Origin of the sequence: Marinimicrobium sp. UBA4209, assembly GCF_002381585.1 — a bacterium.
GTDB classification, from domain to species: Bacteria; Pseudomonadota; Gammaproteobacteria; order Pseudomonadales; family Cellvibrionaceae; genus Marinimicrobium; species Marinimicrobium koreense.
The window spans coordinates 91,175-97,915 of sequence record NZ_DFTP01000094.1; the positions used below are offsets into that span (position 1 = coordinate 91,175).

The 6,741-nt window shown below is 60.9% G+C and carries 6 protein-coding genes; 5 read left to right on the forward strand and 1 reads right to left on the reverse strand.

The window, feature by feature from the left end; genetic code table 11:
- Nucleotides 1-96: 96 nt before the first annotated feature.
- From B3187_RS13935 to B3187_RS13950, 4 genes are all read left to right on the forward strand, one after another.
- Nucleotides 97-2,277 carry a TonB-dependent receptor gene (locus B3187_RS13935; RefSeq protein WP_286807080.1) on the forward strand — a complete coding sequence of 727 codons (2,181 nt, stop codon included), beginning with the start codon at nucleotides 97-99 and terminating at the stop codon, nucleotides 2,275-2,277.
- 3 nt (nucleotides 2,278-2,280) lie between these two features.
- Nucleotides 2,281-2,835 (forward strand): hypothetical protein, encoded by a 555-nt coding sequence (locus tag B3187_RS13940; protein WP_286807081.1) that lies wholly within the window; start codon nucleotides 2,281-2,283, stop codon nucleotides 2,833-2,835.
- Between the two features lie 12 nt (nucleotides 2,836-2,847).
- On the forward strand, nucleotides 2,848-4,272 hold the full coding sequence (locus tag B3187_RS13945; protein ID WP_286807083.1) for a PepSY-associated TM helix domain-containing protein: 1,425 nt from the start codon (nucleotides 2,848-2,850) through the stop codon (nucleotides 4,270-4,272).
- 173 nt (nucleotides 4,273-4,445) lie between these two features.
- The gene (locus tag B3187_RS13950; RefSeq protein WP_286807084.1) at nucleotides 4,446-4,757 is read left to right on the forward strand and encodes a DUF4156 domain-containing protein; all 312 of its coding nucleotides are present in this window, start codon (nucleotides 4,446-4,448) and stop codon (nucleotides 4,755-4,757) included.
- Between the two features lie 42 nt (nucleotides 4,758-4,799).
- Here the strand turns inward: B3187_RS13950 and B3187_RS13955 are convergent, their stop codons facing one another.
- On the reverse strand, nucleotides 4,800-5,336 hold the full coding sequence (locus tag B3187_RS13955; RefSeq protein ID WP_286807085.1) for a hypothetical protein: 537 nt from the start codon (nucleotides 5,334-5,336) through the stop codon (nucleotides 4,800-4,802).
- A 456-nt stretch (nucleotides 5,337-5,792) separates the two neighbouring features.
- Between B3187_RS13955 and B3187_RS13960 the strand changes: the two genes are divergently transcribed.
- A partial coding sequence (locus B3187_RS13960) for a TonB-dependent receptor plug domain-containing protein (protein WP_286807086.1) occupies nucleotides 5,793-6,741 on the forward strand: 949 nt, incomplete at its 3' end.

Here is a 6,741-nt window from a genome sequence, read left to right on the forward strand (position 1 = left end):
CTGGAAACAAATCTTATTGTAAATGAGAAACTATCTCGTTATCATGCGCCTTATTCAACACCTCTTGCTCAATGACTCTCCGGAACCGAACCCGCTATGCGCAATCCTTCGTCGTCCCTGTTTAACCTCAAATCGCTCTCCCTGCTGATTTCAGCCAGTGCGCTGTGTTCGCCGTCACTGGCGCAGACCGGGTCGACCGAGCGGATTGAAGAGATGGTCATTACCGCCGACGGCTCCCAGGTGCTGCTGCCCGAAGCCTATGCCGGTGGTCAGGTGGCCCGCGGCGGCCGGGTGGGCGTGTTCGGCAACCTGGACATGATGGATGCACCGTTCACCAGTACCAACTACACCGCCGAGCTGATGCTGGACCAGCAGACCAGCAGCGTGGCGGACGTGCTCCAGAATGACCCGGTGGTCCGGGTGGCCAAAGGCTTTGGCAACTTCCAGGAGCTGTATGTGATTCGCGGCTTTCCGGTGTTCTCCGACGATATGACCTACAACGGTCTATACGGCATACTGCCCCGGCAGTACGTCGCCTCGGAGTTGTTGGAGCGGGTGGAAGTCTTTCGCGGTGCCAACACCTTCCTAAGTGGTGCGGCGCCCGGTGGCAGTGGCATCGGCGGCTCGGTGAATCTGGTACCCAAGCGGGCGCCGGAGGACGGTGTGCGCCGGGTAACGCTCGGCCTTGAGGGCCAGAGCCAGGGCTACGCCGCTCTGGATTTCGGCGAACGCTTCGGGGCTGAGCAGGAAACCGGCGTGCGCGCCAACCTGGTTCGTCGGGACGGCGAGACCGCTGTGGAGAACCAGGAGCGGGAACTGACCCTCGCCGCCATCGGTACCGATTATCGGGGCGATCGCCTGCGCCTGTCCGCCGACCTGGGTTTTCAGGATCACCGCATTGATGCGCCCCGCCCCAGTGTGACCCCCACCGGCGAGCTGCCCGAGGCACCGGACTCGGACCGCAATTTCGCCCAGCCCTGGACCTACACCGACGAACAACAACTGTTTGGTGTGGTGCGGGCCGAGTATGACCTGACCGACCACATCACCGGCTGGGCCGCCGCCGGGCTCCGAGAGGGGGAGGAAGACAACATTCTGGCCAACCCCAACAGCGACGCTGAAGGGAACACCAGTACCTACCGGTTTGATAACGTGCGGGAGGATTCTGTGCGCTCCGCCGAAATCGGCGTGAAAAGTGAATTCCAGACCGGCACGGTCAGCCACCGACTGGTGGGGTCGGCAACGGACTTCTCCTCCGAGTCCCGAAACGCTTATGCGTTCTCAGACTTTGCCGGCTTTTCCGGCAACCTGTACAACCCCGAACCGGTTGCCCCTCCCGCCCCCGACTTCTTTGTCGGCGGTGATCTGTCCGCCCCCGGTGTGACCGAGCGGGTGGACAATCAGAGTGTCGCGTTGGCCGATATGCTGGGGCTGCTTGGCGACACCCTGCTGGTCACGCTGGGCGCCCGCTATCAGGATATTCACACCCGAAGCTATGATTACACCAGCGGCAATCTGACCTCGGAGTACGACGAAGGTCGTCTCTCCCCGGTCGCCGGCGTGGTCTATCAGCCCAGCGACCAGGTGTCCCTGTACGGCAACTACATCGAGGGCCTGATGCCCGGCGAGGTGGCCCCGGCCACCAGTGGCGGTGAGCCGGTCGACAATGCCGGCGAAGTCTTCGAGCCCTACCAGGCCGAGCAGATCGAAGTGGGGCTCAAATACGACGCCGACACCTACGGCGGCAGCATCAGCCTGTTTGATACCGCGCTGCCCAGCGGCTATGTGGAGAACAACCGGTTTTCCGTTAACGGCGAGCAGCGCAACCGAGGGCTGGAGCTGAGCGCTTTCGGCCAGCCGCTGGACACAATGCGTGTGCTGGGTGGCCTGACCTTCCTGGACAGTGAACAGACTCAGACCCAGGGCGGCCTCTACGACGGCAAGCAGGCGGTGGGAGTACCCGAATTCCAACTCAACCTGAACCTGGAGTGGGACCTGACCGTCCTGCCCGGCCTGACCCTGGATACCCGGATCATTCACACCGATGATCAGTACGCCAATGCCGATAACACCGTGAGTGCCTCCGCCTGGACCCGCTGGGACCTGGGCGCCCGCTATCAGACCGAGTGGGACGGACGGGGCCTGACCCTGCGAGCCCGAGTGAACAATCTGTCGGATGAAAACTATTGGGCCTCCGTCGGCGGCTTCCCGGGCTCGAACTACCTGGTGCTGTCCGAGCCGCGCAGCCTGGTTCTGTCCGCCTCGGTCGAGTTTTAAACCATGAGCTGGATACTGGGAACCCTGGCCACCGCCACCGGCTTTGCCGGTGTACTGAGCCTTTACCGCAGCTGGCGTTTGCCCCTGCCCAAGCCGACGCACTGGCGCCGTCTGGGCTGGATACTGCTGATGCTGTCACTGATTGCCTGGCTCTGGGCCCAGCCGGTGGAGTTTGCCGTGTGCTTCGCCCTGACCGTCCCGGCCCTGCTCGCCTGGCTCTGGATCGGCTGGGTCAGCCCGGACCGACAGCCCGCGCGGGACACCAAACTGGAACAGCGGACTCTGAATTGGCCCCGGATCACGTTACTGGGTGTGCAGGTGCTCAAACTGGTGATCAGTGTGCCTCTAGCGGGTCTTGTCAGTGCCCTGCTCAGCTTTACGGTCACCGATCTGCTGCCCTGGGAAGCGGTCAACCGCCTGGTGACCGGGGTGTTGATGATGCCGGTGTTCTGGGGTCTGGCCAGCTACTGGGTGCTGGCCGACACCCGACTCTGGCGCCCGACCCTGGCGTTGATCGCGACCGGCGTGATTAGCGCCGGCTACCTCTTTCTTCTATAACGACGCTCTCCTATGGCCTTCAGACTATCTCCCCAACTGGTAAAAAACTCCCTGGCCAGCCACAGCTGGATGGGCATCGCCATCGGCGCGCTGATGTATTGGGTGTGCCTGTCCGGCACGCTGGCCGTACTCTATCCGGAGTTCGAGCGCTGGGAGACACCGACGGTGTCGGAATACACCGAGGTAAACCCCGAGGCCATCCAGAGCGCCTACCAGCGTTTCATGGAGGGCCAGGAGCCCACCGAGCACGCCTACGTCCTGCTGCCCCGCCCCGGCATGCCCCGCACGGTGTTGATGTCCGACCACAGCGCCCGGGTGCTCAATGCCGACGGCACCCTGGGGGAGCCCGCCGCACACCCCTGGACTCACATACTGACCGACCTGCATCTGTACCTGCACTTGCCGAGCAGTTGGGGCATGGTGCTGGTGAGCACGCTGGGCGCCATGCTGCTGGCGCTGATTGTTTCCGGCGTATTGGCCCACCCGCGACTGTTCAAGGATGCCTTTCACTTCCGACGCAAGGGCAACGCGCGCCTGGAGCAGACCGACCTGCACAACCGCCTGAGCGTCTGGGGGCTGCCCTTTTACATCATGATTGCCGTGACCGGCGCCTTTTACGGTCTCGCCAGCATGCTCAGTTGGGCGGCGGCCGAAGCCTTTTACGACGGTGATACCGATGCGGTGATTGAGACGGTGTACGGTGGGCACCCGGAGAACCTGCCTGAGCGCGAGGGCCCTCTGGGCATAGCTCGCGTCCTGCAGGACAGCATGGAGCGCGCCCCGGAAGGCACCCGCCCCATCTACGTCACCGTTGAGCACCCGGATACCGACGAGGAGCACCTGTTGGTGGGCACTCACTACCCGGATCGACTCATCTATGCCGAGCAGTTTTACTACGACGGCGCGGGCAACTTCCTTAACAAGGTGGGCTTTAGCGACGGAGAACCCGGGCGGCAGGCGATATTCTCGGTCTATCGCATCCACTTTGGGCACTTTGGCGGCCTGGGCGTGAAACTGCTCTGGGTGGCGCTCGGTCTGGCGCTGACTGTGGTGTCGGTCAGCGGCATCAATATCTGGCTGGCAAAACGCAAACACCGGGATGCCCTGAACAACCTCTGGACCGGCATTGTCTGGGGTACGCCCTTGGCGTTTGTCGTCAGCGCCATCACCCAGGTGCTGCTCCAGTGGCCCTCCAAGTGGATTTTCTGGGGCGTGATCCTGGCCGCCATGATCCTCGCGCAATGGCGCGACCGGCATCCCCCCACCAAGCGTTGGCTGCTGGGGCTGACCAGCGCCGGCCTGGTGCTGCTCGCGCTGGGCCACGCCCTGCGCTTCGGCGCCGATGCTTTCGCCGGTGCGGCGCCGGGCATCAACGCCGGCCTGCTGCTCGCCGCCCTGGCACTGGGCCTGATGGCTTGGCGACAGCCGGCACACTGAACCTCTCCACTCTCCGGGCTCCGGGCCGCCAACCCTCAGGGTTGCGGCCCAGTCGCTTGTGACGCCACCGCCGGCTTTGGTATAAGATGCCCTACAACGCCGGAACCCAACCCGCCACCACGTGGTCTCACCGGCACCAAACGGACACTTACCCTTTGCTAGAGGACACCTCCATGAAAAAATTATCTCTGTTGATCCTGATGGCCAGCCTGGCCAGCGCCTGTACCTGGGTGAAAGTGGATGAGCAAGCCGAAGACATCGTCGTCGGCAAAGAGGCCAACGTGCGCGGCTGCGAGAAGCTGAGCGACACCAACGTCAGCGTCGCCGACAGCATCGGGCCAATCAGCCGCAGCGAAGAGAAAGTGGCGACCGAGCTGCTGAACATGGGCAAGAACGAAGCCATTCGTCTGGGTGGCGACACCATCGTGCCCAAGGGCGAGCCTGAGGATGGTCGCCAGACATTCTCCATCTATCGCTGTCAGTAATACATTCGAGGCCCGGTTACGCCGGGCCTTTACTGCGCGGGCTCAGTCGCGGCCCGTCTTACCACTGATGATGATGCGCTTCAGAATCACATCGACGATAGGCTTGACCACTTCCAGATCTACGCCATCCGCCGTAGTCAGTGTCAGCCAATAACTCTGATCATCCTGCCGAAGCAAATAGTACACCGGCCGCAGTTTGACCCCATCCAGCCGGTACCGATAAACGCGATACCAGACTTTCGCCTCGCTCTGGGTCAGGAAAATGCCCCGGTCCTCCACCTCGATTGAACGCGCATCTGCGCGGCCGCGCATTTCCATTTCCAGTTTTTCCCAGAGCACCGAGACACGCTGTTTACCGGTGACTCTGTCGGCCGCCAGAAAATACCCCGGCGCCCCCTCGATATACCCGACCAACACCGGCGCATCGTCCGCAGCATCACTCCTGACGGACTCAAGCGACAGAGCGCTGGGGGGCTGAAGCGTCAAACCGGGGGCAAGCACTATTGACTGGCGTTCCGATGCCGTTGCGCCAGCGGCAAACAGAAGCACCAGCAGCGCCACTCGGGAGCGGTCAACCAAGCCATTCCTTATGGTTTTTATGACCATTAAAGCGGGCCAATTGAACACAGGCAGAATCCGACGGGAAAAGTCACTCATCTTATTTTATAGTACCACCAAGGCCCATTCGCGGACCCGCAAATGAGACTATATACTCGTCAAGGGATTATGCGCCACTCCTGGCGGCAGACAAGACCTTAGCGTCTTTTACTCCCTTTTGAACAAACACGCAACCGGATACAAATACAGAACCCTGTAGCGGAAAACACCAACCCGTTCGTCACTGTAATACAACGGAGCTGATCCGTTGGGGAGAACGTTGAATTGAAAATAACACCGACCGTGCTGCTGACCCAGCTGATCACATGCGCAGTTCATGCGTCTGGGGATGCGTCGCGTCTGGGGGAAACCGCACAATTCAACATCTCTGAAAGCAGAGCAGACGTATCGCTCACGGAGTTTGCACAACAGTCAAATATGACTGTTATTGTCCCGTTCGAGCAGGTGGTGAATATCAAAACCCAGCCGCTACAAGGTCACTACACCATTGTGGAAGCGGCGCTCCATCTGATTGAAGGCACTGGACTGAATCTCTCCGTAAGCGGCAGCGGCAAGCTCTTTATCCGCACCGATGACGACTCTAAGGGGAAAGATTCAATGCTACAAAAGAATAAGTTATCCAGCGCTATCATCGTGGCCATGTCTTCGTTGGCAGGCGCTCAAGCCATTGCCCAGGACGCCGCCGACGGCAATTTTGAAGAAGTGGTTGTAACCGGGATTCGCGGCTCGCTCGAACGTTCCATGGACATCAAGCGGGATTCTTCCGGCGTGGTTGACGCTATTTCCGCCGAGGACATGGGTAAATTTCCCGACACCAACGTGGCCGAATCCCTGCAGCGGATTACCGGCGTTTCAATCGACCGCAGTGGCGGCGAAGGCCAGTCGGTCACCGTGCGAGGTTTCGGTCCCTCCTTTAATACCGTGATGGTCAACGGTCGGCAGATGGCGACCGAGAACCAGGACCGGGCATTCAGTTTTGACACACTGTCGGCCGAACTGGTTCGCGGCGTGAACGTCTACAAAACCAGCAATCCATCCATGGCGTCCGGCGGCATCGGCTCGGCCATTGATGTCCAGACAGCCCGACCGTTTGATTTCAATGGCCTGGAAATGTTCGGCTCGATCAAAGGCACCTATGAGAGCCTGAATGAAAAAACCTACCCGACCGTATCGGGCCTGATCAGTAATACCTTTGCCGATGACACCCTGGGGGTTTTGTTGGCGGTGTCCCACTCTGAGCGGGAGAACTACGTCAACTCCCTGTTCACCGCCGGTTATCGGCCCGGACTGAATCTGTTCAACGAACAGGGCGATCTGCAGGCGGGCAACGTAACGCCGCCCAGAAACCTGGATATGCGTACCGAGC